21 protein-coding genes are annotated in these 21,157 nt (G+C 44.0%); 13 read left to right on the top strand and 8 right to left on the bottom strand.

Annotated features, from left to right (window positions below; translation table 11 throughout):
• Positions 1-26: 26 nt before the first annotated feature.
• Complete coding sequence (locus tag V7O62_RS10850; RefSeq protein ID WP_406656343.1) at positions 27-644, top strand: hypothetical protein; 618 nt, start codon at positions 27-29, stop codon at positions 642-644.
• Positions 645-1,099: 455 nt separating this feature from the next.
• On the top strand, positions 1,100-1,774 hold the full coding sequence (locus V7O62_RS10855; RefSeq protein ID WP_406656344.1) for a hypothetical protein: 675 nt from the start codon (positions 1,100-1,102) through the stop codon (positions 1,772-1,774).
• Positions 1,775-2,012: 238 nt separating this feature from the next.
• Here the strand turns inward: V7O62_RS10855 and V7O62_RS10860 are convergent, their stop codons facing one another.
• From V7O62_RS10860 to mutS, 8 genes are all read right to left on the bottom strand, one after another.
• Entirely contained in the window at positions 2,013-3,365 is a 1,353-nt protein-coding gene (locus V7O62_RS10860) for an energy-coupling factor ABC transporter ATP-binding protein (RefSeq protein WP_406656345.1), read from the bottom strand.
• A gap of 9 nt (positions 3,366-3,374) precedes the next feature.
• Positions 3,375-4,157 carry a cobalt ECF transporter T component CbiQ gene (gene cbiQ / locus V7O62_RS10865; protein ID WP_406656346.1) on the bottom strand — a complete coding sequence of 261 codons (783 nt, stop codon included), beginning with the start codon at positions 4,155-4,157 and terminating at the stop codon, positions 3,375-3,377.
• Between the two features lie 295 nt (positions 4,158-4,452).
• On the bottom strand, positions 4,453-4,737 hold the full coding sequence (locus V7O62_RS10870) for an energy-coupling factor ABC transporter substrate-binding protein (protein WP_406656347.1): 285 nt from the start codon (positions 4,735-4,737) through the stop codon (positions 4,453-4,455).
• Positions 4,734-5,429 (bottom strand): energy-coupling factor ABC transporter permease, encoded by a 696-nt coding sequence (locus V7O62_RS10875; protein WP_406656348.1) that lies wholly within the window; start codon positions 5,427-5,429, stop codon positions 4,734-4,736. Before V7O62_RS10875 ends, V7O62_RS10870 begins: the two co-directional genes overlap by 4 nt.
• A 265-nt stretch (positions 5,430-5,694) precedes the next feature.
• Complete coding sequence (locus V7O62_RS10880; protein WP_406656349.1) at positions 5,695-6,276, bottom strand: cobalt-precorrin-7 (C(5))-methyltransferase; 582 nt, start codon at positions 6,274-6,276, stop codon at positions 5,695-5,697.
• On the bottom strand, positions 6,273-7,289 hold the full coding sequence (locus tag V7O62_RS10885) for a cobalt-precorrin-5B (C(1))-methyltransferase (RefSeq protein WP_406656350.1): 1,017 nt from the start codon (positions 7,287-7,289) through the stop codon (positions 6,273-6,275). Before V7O62_RS10885 ends, V7O62_RS10880 begins: the two co-directional genes overlap by 4 nt.
• Positions 7,290-7,330: 41 nt before the next feature.
• Positions 7,331-9,229 (bottom strand): DNA mismatch repair endonuclease MutL, encoded by a 1,899-nt coding sequence (gene mutL, locus V7O62_RS10890; RefSeq protein WP_406656351.1) that lies wholly within the window; start codon positions 9,227-9,229, stop codon positions 7,331-7,333.
• 6 nt (positions 9,230-9,235) lie between these two features.
• A complete protein-coding gene (mutS, locus tag V7O62_RS10895; protein ID WP_406656352.1) occupies positions 9,236-11,899 on the bottom strand; it encodes a DNA mismatch repair protein MutS in 2,664 nt (887 codons plus the stop codon).
• A gap of 187 nt (positions 11,900-12,086) precedes the next feature.
• Between mutS and V7O62_RS10900 the strand changes: the two genes are divergently transcribed.
• From V7O62_RS10900 to V7O62_RS10950, 11 genes are all read left to right on the top strand, one after another.
• Entirely contained in the window at positions 12,087-12,575 is a 489-nt protein-coding gene (locus V7O62_RS10900; protein WP_406656353.1) for a DUF4231 domain-containing protein, read from the top strand.
• Positions 12,576-12,733: 158 nt separating this feature from the next.
• Positions 12,734-13,663 carry a 2-phospho-L-lactate transferase gene (gene cofD, locus V7O62_RS10905; RefSeq protein ID WP_406656354.1) on the top strand — a complete coding sequence of 310 codons (930 nt, stop codon included), beginning with the start codon at positions 12,734-12,736 and terminating at the stop codon, positions 13,661-13,663.
• Positions 13,664-13,813: 150 nt separating this feature from the next.
• Positions 13,814-14,221 (top strand): hypothetical protein, encoded by a 408-nt coding sequence (locus V7O62_RS10910; RefSeq protein WP_406656355.1) that lies wholly within the window; start codon positions 13,814-13,816, stop codon positions 14,219-14,221.
• A 43-nt stretch (positions 14,222-14,264) separates the two neighbouring features.
• On the top strand, positions 14,265-15,386 hold the full coding sequence (locus tag V7O62_RS10915) for an ATP-binding protein (protein ID WP_406656356.1): 1,122 nt from the start codon (positions 14,265-14,267) through the stop codon (positions 15,384-15,386).
• Positions 15,387-15,399: 13 nt separating this feature from the next.
• On the top strand, positions 15,400-16,980 hold the full coding sequence (locus V7O62_RS10920) for a VWA domain-containing protein (protein ID WP_406656357.1): 1,581 nt from the start codon (positions 15,400-15,402) through the stop codon (positions 16,978-16,980).
• A gap of 76 nt (positions 16,981-17,056) precedes the next feature.
• Positions 17,057-17,611 (top strand): hypoxanthine/guanine phosphoribosyltransferase, encoded by a 555-nt coding sequence (gene hpt / locus V7O62_RS10925; RefSeq protein WP_406656358.1) that lies wholly within the window; start codon positions 17,057-17,059, stop codon positions 17,609-17,611.
• Between the two features lies 1 nt (position 17,612).
• On the top strand, positions 17,613-18,605 hold the full coding sequence (dph2, locus tag V7O62_RS10930; RefSeq protein WP_406656359.1) for a diphthamide biosynthesis enzyme Dph2: 993 nt from the start codon (positions 17,613-17,615) through the stop codon (positions 18,603-18,605).
• On the top strand, positions 18,606-19,193 hold the full coding sequence (locus tag V7O62_RS10935; protein WP_406656360.1) for an METTL5 family protein: 588 nt from the start codon (positions 18,606-18,608) through the stop codon (positions 19,191-19,193).
• 97 nt (positions 19,194-19,290) lie between these two features.
• Positions 19,291-20,097 (top strand): exosome complex RNA-binding protein Csl4, encoded by an 807-nt coding sequence (locus V7O62_RS10940; RefSeq protein WP_406656361.1) that lies wholly within the window; start codon positions 19,291-19,293, stop codon positions 20,095-20,097.
• A 44-nt stretch (positions 20,098-20,141) separates the two neighbouring features.
• On the top strand, positions 20,142-20,420 hold the full coding sequence (locus V7O62_RS10945) for a DNA-directed RNA polymerase subunit L (protein WP_406656362.1): 279 nt from the start codon (positions 20,142-20,144) through the stop codon (positions 20,418-20,420).
• A 136-nt stretch (positions 20,421-20,556) separates the two neighbouring features.
• Positions 20,557-21,132: a flavodoxin family protein gene (locus V7O62_RS10950; RefSeq protein ID WP_406656363.1), complete on the top strand. Its 576-nt coding sequence runs from the start codon at positions 20,557-20,559 to the stop codon at positions 21,130-21,132.
• The last annotated feature ends 25 nt before the right edge of the window (positions 21,133-21,157 follow it).

A 21,157-nucleotide genomic window follows, 5' to 3' on the forward strand; every position in this document is an offset into this window, starting at 1 on the left:
ATGGCACATGTACTAGGAGGAGTATTTTGCGCTTAACGGTAGCTGAAAAAGCCATAGATATATTGCACATTACAAAAGGGGTCGAAAATGCCTTTTTTCTCGATGAGTGTGAAGTACAGCAAATAATAAAACTCGAAAAACAGGATGAAGAAACAAATTCATTGTATTTCGGTAAAAAACACAATATAGGAGTTAAGCAGGCTCTTAGAGCCGATGTATTAATAGCTTTTGTAACAAACAAAGAATATGACTGGCCTAGGGATAACCTGAAAATCATGTACCAAGGTGAAACTATTGGAAAAGATGTCAGTGACGCTTCCGAAATCAAACGATATAAGAGTTCGGATGACCATTGCGTATTTGGGAATATAGTAATAAATTATGAAAAAGTAAGGGACTTCAAGGATATGTCCGAGCCACCGCTACTTGTGATAAGTGGAAAACCATGTAAGGAAATTGAAGATATGGCCTTTGTTTCCGAAGCTTTGATTGCTTCTCCCTCGAGATTAACGGATGATTATATCAGGTCCAAATTTCCTTTAAGTAACGAATTACATGTTGGAAGTTTTCTCCTTGGGTTGTATCTGGAAAATAATATGCTTGCAAAGAAGAACTCTTCTGCAATCAAATATTTTTTCACATAATTCGCTTTTGAGCTTTAGTACTGTTAGATCTAAATTGCACATCCTATTTTTTCCATTTTTTTCTCGATAATCACATTCAACTGATTAACAAGTAGGTCTGGTATTTTGTAACTGATACGAAGAGTTGGAAATGAGGAAAATACATATGTTTCCTGATTTTCTGCCATTTCTAGCAGGAGTCAAACATTATATAAAAATTCACAGAAAGCTACTTTTGTACAAGTCTGGAGTATGGTCTGGGGTGACATATAAGTCCCAAGAAAGTATGTGAATAATATGGGGGTCAGCACCACTCTACAAATCAATTAAAATTAATTTATTTTAAAAAACAAGTACACTTGCAAATATATAAGAATAAGTTCGATAACAGTGTAGCTATTTTCTACATCAATACATTTATATCGAATCATGCATATTCGTTGCTTAAAACAATTTAATTTGATTAAGGTATAAATATGGACTTATTGGACAGTGAAATTTATTTTTCAGATACTTGCGTTGTTGAAAAAGCCATTTCCACGCTTCATGATATTAAAGGAATCGAAAAAGTGCTTTTGACGACTGAATTTGATAGAAAAAAGATAACCCAGCTTGAAGATGAAGATGAAAAAAAAAGTTCACTTTGTTTTGGTAAAAAGAATAATGTAGGAATAAAAAAGGTCCTTGAATCTGACATATTGATTTCCTTTGTAACGAATATGGAATATGAATGGCCCGAAAATAACCTGAAAATTGTCCATCGAGGGGAAGTTATAGGGGAAGATATCAGTGATGCTTCTGAGATTGAAAGACTGAAAAAGACCAAAGAATATCGGGTATTTGGTAATATAATTGTGAATCGTAAAAAATTTAAAAGTATTAAGGGTTCTATCAATCCTCCAATGGTACTTATCGATGCAAAACCATGTCCTGAAATTGAAAAACTGGAATTTGTTTCTGAAGCAATGGTAGCATCGCCATCAAAATTAACTGACCAATATATCAAGTCAAAAATGGGCTTCAAAAGTAAGGATCATGTAGGAAGTTTTCTTGTGGGCTTTAATTACGTATCTTGTAAAAAGTCCCACCTGATGTTGGAAACTAAAATTCAAACCCACCATTGCGATCCTGGCTCAGCATTTTCGCCTTAAAGGACAAACATGTCTCCTGTAAAGTAGAATACTGCGATAATCAGTGAAAATAAGTAATTGTTAGCCCTATATCGGATTAGCTCACAGGTCTTTTTCCTTCATACATGATCGGCTTCCAGTCATAGCTACCTGTCTGAAAGAATCGGGAAACTTGGTTTTTTGAGGACAGAGTAAATCTCGATCATAGGTTTTGAGAATGCCAAACTCAGACTTCCTCTAGTGATGCGTGCTCACTAAATCAGGCCATCAGACTCTCGGGAACATCCTGCTCTAGTGTCGCTTCAGCTTCAGGGTTAACGACACTTACAGGAATATTCAGCCCGCTCTTTTCCATATAATCCTTTATCCTGTCCATTGCGTGCCATACCATTCCTCCGTTTGTAAGGATGAGGCACCTCTGGCCTGCAAGTGCGTTAAGTATGGAACGATCAACGACCCCTGCGGTCACATCAAGATAGATTTCATCCTTTTCGGCCAGAAGCTTGCTTTTCTTGCCCATGGCACCTATGCACTCGATTCCGTCACGCTTCATGATCTCTAAAAGCTCTTCTCTGGAATATCTGGCGGTATCATAAATACCAATGAAACCTGCCCTGATAGATTTCCTGTCCATTTCAACTATTGCCAGTCCTTCTTCGTGAATGTGCAGGACCTTACAATTTGCGGCTTCGTATGCGGAATCCTGGGAATATTCTCCATAGAGTATGCCAAGGTTGATGTAATCTCCCTCTTTAACCTCAGGTGGGACATCCACCCATAGCAGGTGCTGTGAGCGTAGTGCATGAACAAGATCTGGAATATCCCGGGGACAACAATTGTGTCGTACAAGACCACGTCTCTTGATTTCTTCATACATCTCCAGGGTTACGGGTCTCTTGAGGGAGGCAGTTTTTAAGTTTTCTTCCTGCATGAATATTTCTTCCGCTGTGCCTTCGCTGATGATCTTGTGCTCGTTCATCAAAAATACGTAATCTGCCCAGCCGTAGGCCAGATCCACATCGTGGGTTGAAATAATTATAGTCTTGCCGAAGTAGTTCAGTTCATTAAGCAGGTCCATAACTTCGTCTGCTCCGACAGGGTCCAGGTTTGCAAGAGGCTCGTCAAGAATGATGATCTCAGGATCCATTGCAACAATACCTGCGATTGCAACTCTTTTTTTCTGTCCCCCGCTCAGGTGGTGAGGAGGTTTGTCCTTAAGATGCATCAATCCGACATATTCAAGGGCGTTGTGAACGATTTCCTCTACCTTCTCCTTCGAATATCCCAGATTGGTAGGTCCGAATGCTACATCTTGGTAGATTGTGGGAGCGAATATCTGGTCATCGGAACTCTGGAAAACAATGCCGACATTTTTCCTTAGTTCCCTGAGAAATTTTGAATCATATTTCAGGGGTTTATCATGGAAAAGTATCTCGCCTTTCTTTGGTCTGTGAGTTCCGTTCATTGTAAGGAACAATGTGGATTTGCCTGAACCATTACGGCCAACAAATGCAATCTTTTTCCCTTTTTCAATTTTTACATTGATGTTGTCCAGAGCAACTGTACCATCAGGATAGGAAAAACCAAGATTCCTTGTTTCTAGTATTGCCATCTTTTCACCTCAAACAACGAACATTCCCCTGGTAAAGTAAAATACCATGATGACCAGTGCGAAGTAGGCGGACGTGAGCATTATCTCATTCATCTTCACAGGCCTTTTTTCATCAAGCAGGATAAGTTTGCCGTCATAACATCTTGAATTCATCGACACGTAGAGCTTTTCTCCCTGTTCCCAGGATCTTATAAAAAGATTTGTCCCGAGCATTACCATGGAATTGAAAGATGTTTTGAAATCCTTATACCCCAATCTGACTGTTTGTGCATACTTAACACCCATTGCCACTTCAAGGAAGACAAAGATGTAGCGGTACATCATCATAGCGATTTCAATGAAGGAATCAGGAACTTTTGTAGCCTTGAGGACCGAAAAGAGTTCTATCATGGGAGTGGTGAGGGAGAGGAAGAACAGGCATGACATACCTCCCAGAGTCCTTGCAAGTACCAGCATGGCCATCTTCAGGCCGGCTGAACTCACGCCAAAGGTGAAGCCCAGGACCTCAAAGGAAAATAGTTTAACACCTTCTCCAAAGAAGAATGCAATTATTACAACGCTTACCAGAACAAAACCTGCAGGTACTGCCAATAGTTTCAGGTAGAATTTTGCAGGAATCTGTCCGAAATGAATTGTTGCGAAAGCCATGCATAAAGCTATGACAAAAGGAACGAATGGAGAGTTTGATGAAACGCCTGCGAGAATCCCAAAAGTAACAATCGCTAATTTGAGCCAGTTATTCTTGTACCTGAGGGGACTTAGTACGGCGTAGTCATCTAATATATGTGCCATGTTTTAAACCAATTTGATTTTGAACAATAAGTAAAAATGATTTTATCTATTTTACTTGCATTCGTAAGGATATAAGTTATTGTTCTTATAGATAAGTATTTCGTCTGGAATCGCTATCAATAAGTCCCTTTACCTTTAAACAAAATGAACACTGGTAAGTTTATCCGAAGCCACAAAGGCAGGTGTCTTGTGTTTCTGCTAAAGGTAAATTGATTTAGAGATTAAATAATACATAAATAAAAAAAAGAAATCTAAAGGAGATTATGCTTCTTTAATAGAAGCATAATGGATGGTGTTAATTTCTTTCACCTTTTCCTTTATAAAATCCAATAACGTATCCGATTATCACGGCACCGAATGCTGCCTGCAAGGCAAAGAGTAGACTCTCTGTCTCGCCTCCGGGTGGCTCGAAGCCAATTCCGCCGAACCATGGTTCGTAATCAGGATTTATTCCTGCTATTATATCTCCTGCTGACCCGTCCGCTCCGCCGAATTCTGACTCCGGGTTGGCAGCTACTCCATAGAGGAACTGGACAGCGAAAAGTATCACAATTATACCGACAATGTATTCGAGCTTCATTGCATAGTCTCCTTGAGTTTTGTGACAGCGGAAGATGTGAGTACGTTAAGGTCCACAAGCACATCGCTCTTGATCTGCACCACATATTTCATGATCAGTGCGGTGAGGGCACCCTCCATAATTGCAAGAGGTACTTGCGTTGTCGCAAATACGGCCGCAAATGCCGTGAACGAAGCTAGTATCCCTCCTTGCGCCGCAGGGAATGCCAGCGCGAGCTGCAAGGACGTTATGACATAAGTTATCCAATCAGCAATCGCCGTTGCAAGGAACACATTCAGGTAGAAATTCATACCTGCTTTTGATGCTGCTTTATAGAACATGAAAGCAACAAAAGGACCAGCGATTCCCATAGAGAATACGTTTGCACCCAGGGTAGTCAGGCCTCCGTGTGCCAGGAATAGTGACTGGTACAACAGTACTATTACACTAAGCACGGAAGTAATGGCAGGTCCGAATAGAATTGCCGACATTCCGGTACCCGTGGGGTGTGAGGAACTTCCCGTAACAGAAGGAAGCTTCAGGGATGAAAGTACGAAAATAAAAGCACCTGCAACAGCAAGCAGAGGCACAATTTCACGATTCTTGCTAACCAGTTTATTTAACTGGTACATACCATACATTATAACAGGGATAGAGATTAATGTCCAAATCAGCCACCAAGGCGCGGGCAGAAAACCTTCAAATATGTGCAATTAATATCACCTTCTTTTACTAGAACCACTAAATCAACTACAGTTGATTTACTTACCTGATGTAATATGTTATTATACATAAAGATAACGATTCGCATTATCATTAACTAGCGTTAGCTTCTCGGTTAATATAAAAATCAATTATGATAACATTTCTGCTTCAAAAAACAGATATACGAGAAATATGCTTAGCCTATTTAAGAAAAAACATCATAGGGTAAACCGCTTAAATTAGAAAAATAGAAATAAGAAACTTTTATTGATTTTATCTGACGACCAGTAAACAGTACATGTCAGATACATTCAACGGTGGTTCCTGCACGGTACCGGAAACAGCACGCTCATCTGAATAGCCTATATCTTCATAAATACATATCCTGGCATCAATATCCATTTCTTCTAGGACTTCTGCTACTTCCACGGGTCCAAAAGAGTCAGCCGGGAGCATGAAGATATTTTTACCAAGGCCCAGTTCACGAACCAAAACCTCCCTTGCCGGAGCAGGGTCCCTGCCGTGGGCTGTTATCATGGCAAGATTTGACATCTCTACATGAAAACGTGCACATGCAGCCTGTATGGATGAAACACCGGTAATAACCCTGTCATTTTCTCCTGCGAACTTTCCGAGCCCGGAAAACATTGGATCTCCTGTAGAAAGTATTACTGCATCAGCAGGCAGAAGATGCAGGTTTTTGAAACTCTTGATAGGGTGGGCTTCACATTTGATGTGATCTCGGGCGAGTTCGATGGCCCTTTTGGAACCATATACCACAGGCGCACTGCTTATTGCCTCGATTGCTTCCTGGGTCAGCATTCCGGGGCCAACACCCACACCTACAATTATCATTCTTTCCCACCACTGTCCATCAGTACCGTTCCATCCCTGGCAACAACTACGATACGAGCTCCTTTTCCTTTCTCAACAGCCATATCGAAGGCTCTTTTAAGACGCTCATTTCCAGGATCAAGTTCAAGCATTTCCACAACGGTTGCAAATCCGCTGTCTTTAAGCATTTCCGGGTCACCCCATTTAAGAACAAGCCCGGGAAGACCACAAATTACAACTTCTCCTTTGGCAGCTTCAAGCGCCTCGCTTATACGGCTGCCTGCAAGTACGACTGTATGGTCAGGAAAGAGCATTGTGGAATAGCGTATTCCTATCCTGCCGGTTGTAAGCACAACCTTGTCAGAGTCCCTGATGAGGTCTCCTTTCATTTCTCCAAGGTGGTCATTCCATGGCTCAACGAAACCAGTAGTACCCAGTATAGATATACCGTCAATGACGCCTATACGGCTGTTTAGGGTCTGTTTTGCAATCTCCTTTCCTTCCGGGAGATAAATAGTGACTTCAGCACCCTTGAGCCCAAGTTCTTCCACGGCCTCTGCAATTGAAGCTCTTATTTGCTCCATGGGACGTGGATTGATTGCAGGATGTCCTTTTTTTGATTCGAGGCCACTACGGGTCACAATTCCTATTCCCTGGCCTGCATATACTGAAATGTCATCAGCTTCCTTTGCATCGGCTACGAATTCAAGTCCTCTTGTGATATCCGACTCATGATCATTACTGATCTTAGCGGCAACAGCATGTCCTTTGCTTGCCTTAACATCCAGTTCGGCACGCAGTCCTACAGGCGTCGGGACAGATACATGAGTTATGTCTTCCTTCAGTGACATGACCGCTGCCTTTGCAGCAAGAGCAGCTGTTGTCCCGGTAGTATAACCCCTCTTCAGTACGGAGCCGTCGCTCAGCACAACAAGCATCCCGCTCTTTATGCCTTCCTCCAGTTCTTTGCGGGGAAATTTCGAGCGCTCAAGCCATTCATCGGGAATCTTGGATTTGTTTACCGGGTCGATCATCTCAGGTCAATTGTCCTCCATACTTTTAAAATTTACCGACCTCAGCTGCTTCTCCCGAACATCCTGCCCAATTCTTCTTTTGTGAATGAGAGCATGGTAGGCCGGCCATGTGGACAGGTGTATGGATTTTCGCACAACATAAGTTGCCTGACAAGTTCACGCATCTGCTCCGGAGTGCACACTGCTCCGGCTTTTATAGCCGCCCGGCAGGCCATTGTGCTGCAGAGACGATCGTAGACTTCAGTATCTTCTTTAATCCTTCCCTGTGAGAGCAGGTCAGATATTATATCATGGATAACAGACGGATCCTCAAGTTTTCCGAAAATGCTGGGAATAGTTGTAACAACATAACTGTTGGGCCCGAATTCGGATATTGCAAATCCCATCTTTTCCAGGGAGGGGATGTAATCCTCTATGATCGTCTTTTCCTTCGTACTCAAATCCAGGGTAACCGGAGTTATTAGTTCCTGCCAGCCCAGATCCTTCATTTTCAGTACCTGCTCGTACATGATTCGTTCATGTGCAGCATGCTGGTCCACCATTACAAGTTTTTCTTCGGTTTCTATTATCAGATAAAGGTCTGCAAACTGGCCGTATATCTTTATATCATCAGCATTGAAAGGGTGCTTTGCAGGAGAATCATCCTGTATCTCATGCTGTAGTTGAAGTCTCTCACTTTTCTTTAATCGCTTCTGGGTATCTTTTCGCGGATAATGGTAAGGTTCCCTAGTTTCCCGTACAACTTCCGTATCTTCTTCTTTTTCTATATCCGGAGTTTTTTCATCAATCCTGCTACGGGAAAAATACGCTTCTTTTGGAGTCCCAACTTTGTTTTCTTCCACAGGGAATTCACTTTTTCCAGCCTCGAAAATTCTGGATTGGATTCCACTTTCCTTTTTTGTTATCCTTGCCTCTGGAACCAGATTCGTTAAAGCCAGTGCCTTCTCAACTGCAGAAATTATGGCGGATTCTATTTCCTTTTCATGACTCAACCGAACTTCTCTCTTAGTGGGATGCACATTGACATCGACGTTAATCGGATTGATGGTGAATTTCAGGAATGCTGCAGGGTACCTTCCTTTGGGAAGCAGGGTGTAGTAACCAAGCCTTACTGCGTTGCTGATCAACTTTGAAGAGATGCTCCTGCTGTTTATAAAAAAGGCCTGCAGGTCATTCCCGCTTCTTGTGAGTTCCGGTTTTGAGATATATCCTGAGATAGATATGAGATCGGATTTGAATTCCAGCGGAACAAGCGAACGAGCCACATCCGCACCATACAGGTGGACAATACTGTCCAGTAGATCACGTGAGCTCGGTGACTTAAGGATTACTTTTCCGTCATTAATTAATGTAAAAGATATGTCCGGGTAAGAAATGGCATGCCTCGTCACAACATCAGTTATATGGGCAAGCTCGGTCCTCATGCTTTTCAGATACTTCCTGCGTGCAGGTGTGGTATAGAAAAGGTCTTCTACTAATATTGAAGTTCCCACCGGTGATCCTGCTGATGAAATGCTCTTTAGGCCGCTGCTATCCACGACTACTTTGGTTCCCGATATATCCTTCTCCTGTCGGGTGATCATTTCCACCTTCGCAACCGAGGAGATAGATGCAAGAGCTTCTCCCCTGAATCCCAGGGTCAGGACTCTGTTGAGGTCCTCGATAGTGTTTATCTTGCTGGTGGCATGCTTCTGGAAAGCTAAGGAGGCATCGTTATGACTCATTCCGACACCATTGTCCACAACAGTAATATTTTTCGTGCCGGACCCCCTTGTTTCCACTCGAACATCAGTGGCATGCGCGTCAATTGAATTGTCAAGAAGCTCCTTGACAACGGAAGCAGGTCTTTCTACAACTTCCCCTGCTGCAATTTTATTAATAGTAGATTCATCCAGCAATTTAATCCTGGAACCTGAAATATCACACGATTCTTCTGTCATTTTCGATTAGCTCCCCGGTTCTTTAGATAATCTGGTTTTTATCTCGTTCAGTTTATTAAGTGCTTCCAGTGGAGTTAGTGAGTTAATATCCATTGCCTTGAGCTCTTCGACAACAGGGTGAGTTCCCTGCACCTCTTCGGAAGCATTCTGGTCAAAAAGGATTACCTGCGTATACTTGGCATTGCTGCGGTGTTTTTTGCCTGCCTTTGTATCACTCATATCTATGGCACATTCATTCTCTATGTCTTCCAGTATCTCCCTTGCCCTGCTGGTAACATTATGAGGAACGCCAGCGATTCTTGCCACATGGATACCATAGCTCTTGTCAGTTGCACCGGGCACTATCTTCCTCAGGAACACCAGTTCGTCACCATCTTCCTTTACTGCAATGTGGAAGTTTTTCACTCTCTTCAATGTGCCTGCAAGATCTGTTAACTGGTGATAGTGTGTGGCAAAGAGAGATCTTACACCTACTCGTCCCTTGCTATGGATATACTCAACAACCGCTTTTGCGATGCTATAACCATCATAAGTGCTGGTACCTCTACCAACTTCGTCCAGCAACACCAGGCTTTTAGGTGTTGCATTATTCAGAATGTTGGCAAGCTCGACCATCTCCACCATGAAGGTACTCTGCCCGCTTGCAAGATCATCAAAAGCCCCGACCCTTGTAAACACACGGTCTACGATGCCGATAGATGCATGGGATGCGGGAACGAAAGAGCCTGCCTGTGCCATTATGACTATCATAGCTATCTGACGCATGTACGTAGACTTTCCTGCCATATTCGGCCCGGTGATAAGCATGAACTGATTAGTCTGGCAGTCCATTTCAGTATCGTTGGGAACGAACCCACCGGGAGTGGAGTTCTCCACAACCGGATGTCTTCCGTCTCTGATGAGCAGTCTGCAGTCATTGGTTATGGCCGGACGTACGTAATTGTTATTTGCAGCTACTTCTGCAAGGTTGGCAAGGACATCCATCATGCCTATCATTGATGCAGTATTCTGCAGTTCCTGTGCATGCGATGCCACCCTGGAGTTTATCTCGCAGAGAAGTTCATACTCAAGAGCTTTTGCCTTGTCGTCTGCGGAGAGTATCTCACTCTCACGCTCTTTGAGCTGGGGAGTATAGAACCTTTCAGCATTTGTCATGGTCTGCTTGCGGATGTAGTCGTCCGGAACCTGGGAAATATTGGCCTTGGTGACCTCAAGATAATAGCCGAATACTTTGTTGTATCCGACTTTCAGTGACTTTATTCCGGTTCTTTCACGTTCTTTCTGCTGGAACTGCGCAATCCAGTGTTTCCCATCCTTTGACATACTTAGAAGTTCGTCCAATTTCCCGTTGTAGCCGGATTTGATCATTCCGCCATCCCGGACGCTCACGGGTGGCTCTTCAACAATAGCTCTGTCGATCAACCCGGCCAGTTCTTCAAGTTCACTGAAGGAAGAAAGTTCAGAGCCTATGTGCTTCAACAGGGCTGAGTCTGAGCACTCCTGAAGTGATCCGATAATCCGGGGAACGGCTTCCAATGATCTTTTAAGCGATATCAGGTCCCTTGCATTGGAATTGCCATACATTACCCTTCCTACCAGTCTTTCCATATCCCGTACCTGGGAAAGGTGTGATCTCATATCGAAGCGTACAAGTGTGTTCGACTCGAGTTCTGCAACTGCATCAAGCCTGTCATTGATATCATCAACAGATACCAGGGGTTTGAGCAGCCATCTCTGTAGTAGCCTGCTACCCATGGGTGTCCTTGTCTCATCCAGCACATTCAGGAGTGTCGAATCGTTTCCCTCTCCTCTGACGTTCTTTACGATCTCGAGATTCCGCAGGGTAATGGCATCTAGCACCATGAACTCGGAATCAAAATAGGTCTTGAGGTGCTGTACATGAGAAAGCTCCCGCATCTGTGTATCAACTGCATACCTGAGTGCAGCTCCTGCAGATGATATCGCAAAGGGTAACTCGCTGCAACCCATGCCTTCCAGTGTGGACACATTAAAATGCTCGGTCAGCAGTTTGTTTGCAGTTTTCTCTTCAAAGGCATACTCGTCGTACTCATGGATAATTAGCTTCAGTCCCTTCAAACGTTCTGCCAGCTTCTCATCTGCGTGCAGGGAAGGGGGTATGATACATTCAGAAGGACCCATGCGTGCAGCCTCGCTGGCTATCCTGTCATAGGGTGCGCTGTCTGTCAGTTGTGTTGTCAGGAATTCTCCTGTGGAGATATCCAGAAAAGCAATTCCAAAGTCCTTTTCCTCTCCGTGAAGAGCCATGAGGTAGTTATTGGATGAATCCGGGAACATGGAAGAATCCATTGCAGTGCCTGGGGTCACAACCCTCACAACACCGCGTTTCACGACTCCTTTGGCTTGTTTTGGGTCCTCAAGTTGCTCGCATATGGCTACTTTATATCCCTTTTTTATGAGCCGGGGCAGGTAATTGTCAATAGCATGGTATGGAATTCCAGCCAGCGGCATCTTTTCTCCTTCTTTGCCTTTTCCGCGGGTGGTAAGGGTTATTTCAAGCTCTCTGGCAATGGTCTTTGCATCCTCTCCGAAGGATTCGTAAAAATCCCCCATCCTGAAGAATATGAGGGCATCCTTATGCTCTTCCTTGGCAGCATAATACTGCTGCATGGCAGGGGTAATCTGTTTCATAGTAATCGATAGAATAGTTTTTCCCAAATTATCTGGGTGTTAGTATTTTTGTGTTTGCATTGGACAATATATAGGAAGTGGTCAGAGTTGGCTCAAAATTAAAAGCCATTTTCAAATTGGTAAATGAAATAAATAACAGGTTAATGAAACGTATTCCTTTAAATACTTTCAATTATACTTTTTATCGATGGTTAATCATGTAGCTGATGCCCGGGACACTACCGAACACTATCTTGAGAACAGACTTGAACAATATAGGTCCTGGTATGACAGTAAAGCTGTGAAAATGAAGAAGAAATATCAGCAAACTCAGGTCATGGCAGCTGTTGGAGCCGTTCTGGTTCCGGTTATCAACAATATTTCCATAATAGTACCAATTGAAAACTGGAGTGTAGACATTGCGAAGTTTTCTGTAACTGTAATTGGAATTTTAGTAGCACTTGCAATTGCATTTGAAGGTGTTTTCCACTATCGGGAACAATGGAAAAACTACCGCTCAACAGAGCAATACCTCGAAACGCAGAAACAATTATTTATTCATGGAATTGGCGATTATTCGGAACTTGATAGGGAAAGTGCATTCCGTCTCCTTGTTAACCGTATCGAAGGTGCAATTGCAGAGGAGAATGCAGTGACATTAAATGTTTTAACAAGAGTGGAATCAAATAACGTTTAATACGGCCAATGGACACAGCTAAAGTAACCGCTCTTAAATTTTAAACTCTTCTGATTGTCATTATCGTTTAATCGAGTATTTCGTGCATAGAGTATTCTTTTTATTGTTTGAGTCCAATTTCCCGTACTATTATTCCGATAAGGCACAGGTGAAAGTAAATGATCATCTTCTCAGGCGGAACAGGCACACCAAAATTATTGAACGGTCTTCGTAAAGTGATTCCTGAACAGGACATCACAGTCGTGGTGAATACCGCAGAGGACCTGTGGGTGTCCGGGAACCTTGTAACACCTGACATTGATACTGTCCTTTACCTCTTCTCGGACAGGATAGATCTCAAAAAATGGTGGGGTATCGAAGGTGATACCTTCCGAACCCATGAGACTATGAAATCTTTGGGGCACAGGGAAAGGATGATGCTGGGAGATCTTGACCGTGCGACCCATATAATGCGCTCGGACTATTTACGGGATGGTCATACACTGTCAGAAGCTATCATGATGCTGTCAGAATCTATGGGCATAAAGGCAAAGATCCTGCCCATGTCGGATGATCCGGTTTCGACAACAATAGTGACTCCTTCCGGAAAAAGGCATTTCCAGGATTTCTGGATTGGCAAGCGCGGGGAACCCGAGGTGCTTGACGTGTTCCAGGAAGGCATTAACAGGGCTTCCATATCACCTGCAGTGCTGCGCGCGCTGGAGAATGATGACAAGGTGCTTATCGGACCAAGCAACCCAATAACAAGCATCGGTCCTATAGCAGGGCTTCCGGGAATGGTGGATATCCTTCGGAAGAAAAAAGTGATTGCCGTAAGTCCCATTATAGGAAAGGAACCTGTAAGCGGACCCGCCGGGAAACTAATGCACGCCAGGGGAATTGATGTATCCTCTGCTGGTGTTGCTTCTTACTATGGGGAATTTCTGGACACTTTCATTATAGACGAACAGGATACCGCAGATGCTGCTGTTTTTGAGAACATGGCCTGTAAAGTAGTAAGTGCGGATACTATGATGAAATCGGTGGATATCAGCGTGGATTTATCGAAGCTGATTCTTCGTGAATTCAATCAGATCTGTCTTTCGTAAAAATGGTTAATGCTCCTGTTTTTGATATTATTTCATCTACTCTGGTATTTTCTTTAATAAATACATTTTTATTATTTTAACCACTAAATAGTTCTAACCGTAGCTGAAACTAGCTGGAAAATAATTTTATAAAAACTCCAAGGTGAAACTGTGGGTGATGAATGGAAAATTGATCTGAAGATCCCTGACATAGGGACAATGGTCACGCTTCTGGCAACTGCTATATGCTCCGTTATTCTTAGCGCTGCCGAGATAGCATATACAATGATGTGGATCACGTCTGCATACGAAAGGAATGGTAAGAACTTCTTTATTGATCTTCTGACTGCAGAGACCCTGACATGGACGGCTGAATACATTGTCGTTGCAGGTTCGCTCTTGCTGTTGTCGTCAATGACCTTCCTGATATCAATGATGTATGCATTGTACGAACTTAACGGGCTTTCGCAAAACGAGGAAAAAAAGGTACACAGGAAAATTCTTTTCGGACTATTTGCCGTAGGGCTTGTGTTGCTTTTTATGGCACTGATATCAGCAATAATACTAAGGTATCTATAATAACGATCTGGAAAAAGGATTCTTTGCTCAAGAGGGAGATAATATGAGCTTGAATATCAGCGGGACGATAAAAGAGGTCCCAAAGGAAATAGAAACTCCTGCCGTTTCACCGGAGGAGATTGTAAGGGCAGCTACGAAAACGGAAAGGGTACTCTACCCGGTATCTGCTATTGTGGGTCAGGAAAAAATGCTCCGGGCCTTAATACTGAATACTATTAATTCATCAATCGGCGGGGTACTTATACGAGGTCAGAAAGGAACCGCTAAATCAACGGCTATAAGAGGACTTGCAGAAGTGCTTCCTGAAATAGAGGTCGTGGATGGGTGCAGATTCAACTGCGATCCTTCTGATCCTGAAAAATTCTGCTGGGAATGTCTGGAAAAGAAAATGAATGGCAACCTGCGGGTTCACAAGCGCCAGATGAAGGTCGTGGACCTGCCGGTAGGTGCTACAGAGGACAGGGTTGTAGGCAGTCTTGATATCGAGAAGGCGGTCCGTCAGGGAGTCCAGGCTTTTGATCCGGGCATACTTGCCCAGGCTAACAGGGGTATCCTCTATGTTGACGAGATCAACCTGCTTGATGATTTTGTAGTGGACGCGTTGCTTGATGCCGCGGCGATGGGTGTTAATACCGTTGAGCGTGAAGGTGTAAGTGTCAGCCATCCTGCAAACTTTATCATCGTAGGCAGCATGAACCCTGAGGAGGGTGAATTGAGGCCGCAGCTACTTGACAGGATTGCCCTGCAGGTAGAAGTTACAGGTATCTACGATGTAGAGCAGCGTATCGAGATTGTTGAGAGAAGGAATCAGTTCAATGATGATCCCAAGCATTTCATACGTGAGTTCGAGACGGAGCAGGATAAACTGCGCTCAAAGATACTCAAGGCTATTCAACTGCTTCCAAGGGTAGCGACCACCAGGGATAACCTGCGCACGATAGCCGAAATATGCATTGCTTTTAATGTTGATGGCCACCGCGCCGATATCATGATCGAGCGTGCAGCCCGTACCAATGCTGCTTATGAGGGCAGGGAACGTATCACAAATGATGATATCATCGAAGCTGCGGAGATGGTTCTGCCGCACAGGATGCGCAAAAAGCCTTTCGAGGAAGAAGAGTTCAGCGCAGACCAGTTACGTGCCGTAGTAGAGGGCAATGTCTAAAATCGGGTGGGGAATGAGCAGCGAAGAAACTATCCTGCGTCTGCGCAGGAATCTTTCAAGAAACTATGACATCAGGGTGATGTACATAGGCGAACCAGTGCTTGGCCTGCGCGTCCCCAGAACCTCAGTATCGGATATCTCCAAAGGAGATACTGATAAACTTTACGATCTTCTGGACTCCAATATCGATCAGCTAAGGCCCGGTGAAATCGGGACTGTCTATTTTATAGCCGACTCTGACCATCTGAAAGTAGAGCCCTCCCGTTTCTTTAAGCCATTCCTGGAAGGGACCGATGCCTATGATCCGGCTACATTCGGGATAAAAGCTCCTTTGTCTGAAGATCCCGAAATAACTCCTGCATATGATTTATCCCGGAATGAGCTACTCCCGATTGATGCTGTTCCTGAAGCAGCAATTGAAAATGAATTTGCTTCAGTTGCTGAGAGCAATTCTCCCACGGTAGATTCCAGCTCAGTGACACTTGCAGTTAGCGATAGTGACATGATGAGGATCGAGGAAAAACCTGCGTCCCAGATAGATGAAACCAGTCTTTCCGATGAGAAATTAATATTATCTGTGGAGGAACCGGATTCATCTGATGTATTTTCCCAGACTGCTCCAGGCAGTAATACCGGGGCTGTTGTTGAGCTTATTCCCAGGGAGTATGAACTCGATGACAATTTCTTTGATCAGGAAGAAAATTTCCCTGACGACATGTCTGGAAAGTTACTCAAAGATAAGCAGGACGACCGGGTAGTAGGAAAGATACTCAACGATTTTGCCAGGAATTCCCAGAAGAAAAGGCTTGCTTCCGGAAGGCTCAAATCCGGCAGGCGTGCAGAGGTATTGACCAAGGGTAAACGCGGCCGTTATGTCAGGTACAGGATGCCCGGAGAGAAGATAACGGATATTGCTATTGCTCCGACTGTACGTGCAGCGGCTTTCCATGCAAAGGACGGGAAGATCGAGATAAAAAAGAGCGATATAAGGGAAAAAGTGCGCAGAAGACGTATCTCCAGCCTGATAAATATTGTTTTTGATACTTCCGGCTCCATGGATGACCATAAGAAAATACGGATTACAACCGATGTAGTTATAGCCCTGCTGAAGGATGCCTACCAGAAGCGTGACAGGGTATCCCTTGTAACCTATTGTGGAAGGTCTGCAGAGATTGCGCTTCCTTTCACCTCATCTGTAGAGGCTGCCAAACGATACCTTGAGAAAGTACCCTTCGGAGGTACTACACCCATGGCTTCAGGTATGCTCACCGGACTGGATACATTGCTGAGAGAATTAAAAAAAGAGCCATCTGCGGTTCCTATTATGGTTCTTGTTACAGACGGGACAGCTAACTGTTCGCTTAACCTGGGTGGTAATATCAGAAGGGAGATCATGCAGGTCTGCAGGCAACTTTCCCTGCACCATATTAATGTCCTGGTAATCGATATCAGTGAGAATGGTTCAAAGCTTTCCAGGGATGTTGCTATGCAGAGTAACGGTAGTTACTATCATCCAAGATCTCTTAGCAAAGAAGATATCTATTCCGCCATATGTGATGAGAGGAACTCAAAGACATCTTTTGTAGCGGTTTGATTCCGCCTCTATGAGATTATACTATACAGGAGTTTACAGCTTGGTTTTATATATTGGCAGGCTGTAAGCCATAACTATGCTTGAGAAACTTCATGAATCATTATTGAATGCTCCTATTGTCCGCAGGGGCGAATACTACTATTTCATTCATCCTGTATCCGATGGTGTCCCTTCCCTTGAGCCGGAACTGCTGGAGGAGATCGCGGAACATATCATGGAAATAGCTGATCTGAATGTTGACAGGATCATCTCCATAGAAGCCATGGGTATCCCGGTCGCGACAGTCCTGTCTGTGAAAACAGGTATTCCTTTAACCATCATACGCAAACGCCAGTATGAGCTTGATGGAGAGGTATCCCTGTCCCAGAAAACCGGTTACTCGAAGGGTGAACTTTACATAAACGCTGTCAAAAAAGGAGATCGTGTGCTGATAGTCGACGATGTTATCAGTACAGGAGGCACCCTTGTGCCATTGATCGGTGCCCTTGAGGATATTGGCGCTGAGGTATGCGATACGGTTGTCGTAATTGAGAGAGGCGAAGGTGCTTCTGAAATGCGGGAAATGGGTTTTGATATCAAAACCCTGGTTCGTATAAGTGTTGATAATAATGGGGTTTCAATCGAGGACTGACATGGAAAAAGAGAGTTTTGATTTCCAGATCGAGCGTATCGTGTCTGTTGTAAGGGACAGTGATGCAAGAATTGTCGGACTGCAGTTCCCGGAAGGCTTTAAACGCAGGTCTCCCGGAATCGCTGAACGCATCGAAGAGGAAACAGATGTCAGGGTCATTATTTCGGGAAATCCGTGTTTTGGTGCATGCGATCTTGATGTTGCCCTGCTGGATAAGGTTGATCTTCTTTTCCATTTCGGGCATGCTCAGCTTGATGACAGTTCACTTGAAAGTAAAGTGTATTTCATTGAGACCCGGTCCAATGCCGATATAGCCGAGGTTGTCAAAAAGGCGCTACCTGAACTTAAGGGGCATAAGATAGGTCTTATAACTACAGTCCAGCACGTACACAAACTGGAAGATGCCTGCAGTATTCTGGATTCCGGGGGGAAGGAATGTGTGATCGGAATCGGTGACAGCAAGATAGCGTATCCTGGACAGGTGCTGGGATGTAACTTCTCTGCGGCGCGTAGCGAGGAATGTGACGAATATCTCTATATTGGCAGCGGAGAATTCCATCCTCTGGGTGTGTCTCTTTCAACGGGAAAGAGGGTGCTTGTGGCAGATCCTTTTGTTAATGGAGTTCGTGAGGTCGATCCTTCAAGAATACTTCGGCAAAGAAGTGCCGTCATTGCAAAATCGCTTGATGCCAGTGTTTTCGGGATAGTAATATCTTCAAAGCCGGGACAGGAGAGGATAGAACTGGCAGAGAAACTTAAAAGTCTGGCACAAAAGCATGAGAAACAGGCCCATATACTTTCTATGGACCTGGTGACCCCTGACCAGCTATTGCAGTTCAAGGTAGATGCTTTTGTGAATACTGCCTGCCCGAGACTTGCTGTGGACGAAGTGGGCAGGTTTAATGCTCCCATGCTCACTCCCCAGGAGTTCGAGATTGTTTTGGGAGAGAAGGAATGGGAGAACCTTGTCTTCGATGAAATAACGGGTGAGTAAGTGAAACAACGCAAGCTTGAGATGTTGCTTGAACAGGTGGAGGGTTTCGACTCCCCGAGCGCTGTCCTTGAACAGTATGCTACTCCTGCGGTACTGGCTGCTGAGCTTTTGCATTTTGCCTATATGCAGGGTGATCTGGAGGATACGGTCTTTGACCTCGGGTGCGGGACCGGTATACTTGCAATCGGGGCAAAACTGCTTGGGGCTGAAAAGGTCACCGGTTTTGATCTGGACAATAAAGCCCTGCAGATTGCCAGGAAGAATGCGGAAAAAATGGATGTGGATGTTGAGTTTTTGCATTGCGATATTTCGGAAGTTGAGGGGCATGCGCATACTGTTGTGATGAATCCTCCGTTCGGTGCCCAGGCCAAGGGTAATGATCGACCGTTCCTTTTAAGTGCATTGAAAACCAGTGATGTGGTGTACTCGATACACAATTGTGGGAGCCATGATTTTATAAGTAAGTTCATAGGAGATGCCAGGATAAGCGACTGGTATACAACGGTTTTTCCACTGAAAAGAGCATTCAAATTCCACAAAAAGGAAGTAGAGACAATTAATGTAGAAGTATACCGTATTATGCGATAACTCCTTAAGGCATAATGCAGTCTTATTTGAAAGAATTATATTTCCAAATTTTGAATTTGATTTCAATGCCATACAAAATTATACGAATTTCAGTGTTATGAGAGGGATTCTAATTAGGATAAGAAACAGAAGAAAAACTTCACGCAGAAAGATCAAGTCTTCCGGTTCCGGTGATGAAGAGATCGGTGAAGTTGACAAATCTGCTGAAACTTCTCTGTCTCCGGATGAGTCTGTGAAGAAAGAAGAGGTCATTGTTGAAGACTCTGAGGAGAATACAGAAGAATGTGCTACGGCAGAACAGCAACCAGAGGATGTATCCGCGGAAGAAGATATGATGAGCGAAGAAGAAAAACAATTTGTCATGCCCGGTGACTTTGTAGGTACTACTGAGGAGTTTAAGGCAGGAAACGGAACGTATGTGGACGTAAGCGACATATTCTCAATTGGCACCGGCTATGTGCAAATTGACAGAAAATCAAGGGTTATATCCGTAGTGCCTAAAACGAGCACTCCTCCTGAGTTGTGCGAGGGTGATATCGTCATTGGTGGCATTACCAATTTACGTGATTCTGTTGTTCTGGTGGATATCGGTGGCATTAAGGGTAAAGGGGAACGTGAGTTCCAGATGAACGGACCTGCAGCGATCCATGTTTCCAATGTGAGGGATTCTTATGTCAAGAATCTTGGACAGGAGTTTGCTCTGTCCGATGTTGTCAAGGCAAAAGTCATAAACACCCAGAATATGCGTCTTAGCACATCTGAAAAATCACTTGGTGTGATGAAGGCATACTGTTCAAGATGCAGGACTGTCCTTGAGATGGACGGGAACAGGTTAAAATGTCCGGCATGCGGGCGCACCGAGAAGAGGAAGATTTCCTCGGACTACGGGACAGGTATTGTCTAGTACTACTCTGATACTACTAATAATCAATTTCAGGTGAGATAAAAATGGAATTAAAAATCATTGACAAAACCGATGATGAGATGCATCTTGAGATCAAAGGTGAGACACATACTCTTCTCAATATGCTCAAATCGGCTCTCCTTGATGACACGAGGGTGCAGATAGCAACCTATGATATGAAACATGTATCTATCAGTGATCCGGTACTTTTTGTTAAAACAGATGGTACCGACCCGATTGAGGTTGTAAAAGACGCACTGAAGAGCCTGGTTTCCCAGTGTGATGAGTTCATTTCGGTTTTTACCAGTGCGGTTAATGCATAAATTGAAATAGACACTACATGTGTGCCTTCCTGTTCTTCAGGAGGGAATCTATTTTTCCAGTATTCTGAGGTGTTATTGTTATGCTGGGGTATGGTCTAATATGTGATTAGCACTATATTCAGGAAGGGAGATTACTATGAAAGTGGTTGCTTTTAACGGGAGTCCGAGGAAGGACGGTAACACTTCTATGCTTGTGAATTATGTATTCGAGGAGCTTGCAAAGGAAGGAATTGAGACCGAACTGGTGAATATCACGGGTGAAAAACTCCGGGGCTGTACGGCCTGCATGAAATGCTTTGAGCGAAAGGACAAAAAATGCATATTCGATGATGATTCCGTGAACAAATGGATAGCTAAGATGGAAGAAGCGGATGGAATTATACTGGCATCACCTACTTATTTCACAGATGTCACAGCCGAGATGAAGGCACTTCTGGACAGGGCCGGTTTTGTTTCCAAGGCCAACGACGATATGTTTGCCAGGAAGACCGGGGCTGCTGTTGTGGCTGTTCGCAGGGCGGGCTCTATTCATGTATACGATACGCTGAATCATTTCTTTGGCATAAACGAGATGATAGTTCCGGGTTCAAGCTACTGGAATGTTGGTGTAGGTCTTGCCAAGGGTGATGTTGCAGGCGATGAAGAAGGGATACAAACCATGCGCAATCTTGGCAGTAATATGGCATGGCTCATGAAAAAGATATATGGATAATTTTTAATGAATGTTCTTAATTAGT

The sequence above is a fragment of the Methanolobus sp. ZRKC2 genome, assembly GCF_045291185.1.
Taxonomy (GTDB): Archaea; Halobacteriota; Methanosarcinia; order Methanosarcinales; family Methanosarcinaceae; genus Methanolobus.